Source organism: Burkholderia sp. SIMBA_062 (genome assembly GCF_046534765.1).
Classification (GTDB): Bacteria; Pseudomonadota; Gammaproteobacteria; order Burkholderiales; family Burkholderiaceae; genus Burkholderia; species Burkholderia ambifaria.
Map to the genome: position 1 here is coordinate 1 of NZ_JAWRYD010000693.1, position 230 is coordinate 230.

A 230-nucleotide genomic window follows, 5' to 3' on the forward strand; every position below is an offset into this window, starting at 1 on the left:
TTCGATGTTCATTGCCGGCTGCCACAACCAGCGGCGCACGTGTGCAATAGGTGGTTGGAGCATGACTTAACCTTTACCGTGAAGCTGATGCGCGGCGCTAAAGCCGGGCAACAGACCTTGTGGGCGGAAACGAATCAGAACGATGGAAAGGACCAGCACAATCGCCGAGGCGAGCGACGGATCCACCCGATAGCTGAGCAGCGTCTCGGCAGTGCCGACAAAGGCGCTAC

At 58.7% G+C, this 230-nt stretch carries 1 pseudogene; it reads right to left on the bottom strand.

Features of this window, described 5'->3' with window-relative positions:
* Window positions 1-66: 66 nt before the first annotated feature.
* Window positions 67-230 (bottom strand): annotated as a pseudogene (locus SB786_RS37965) (branched-chain amino acid ABC transporter permease); the annotation flags it as partial.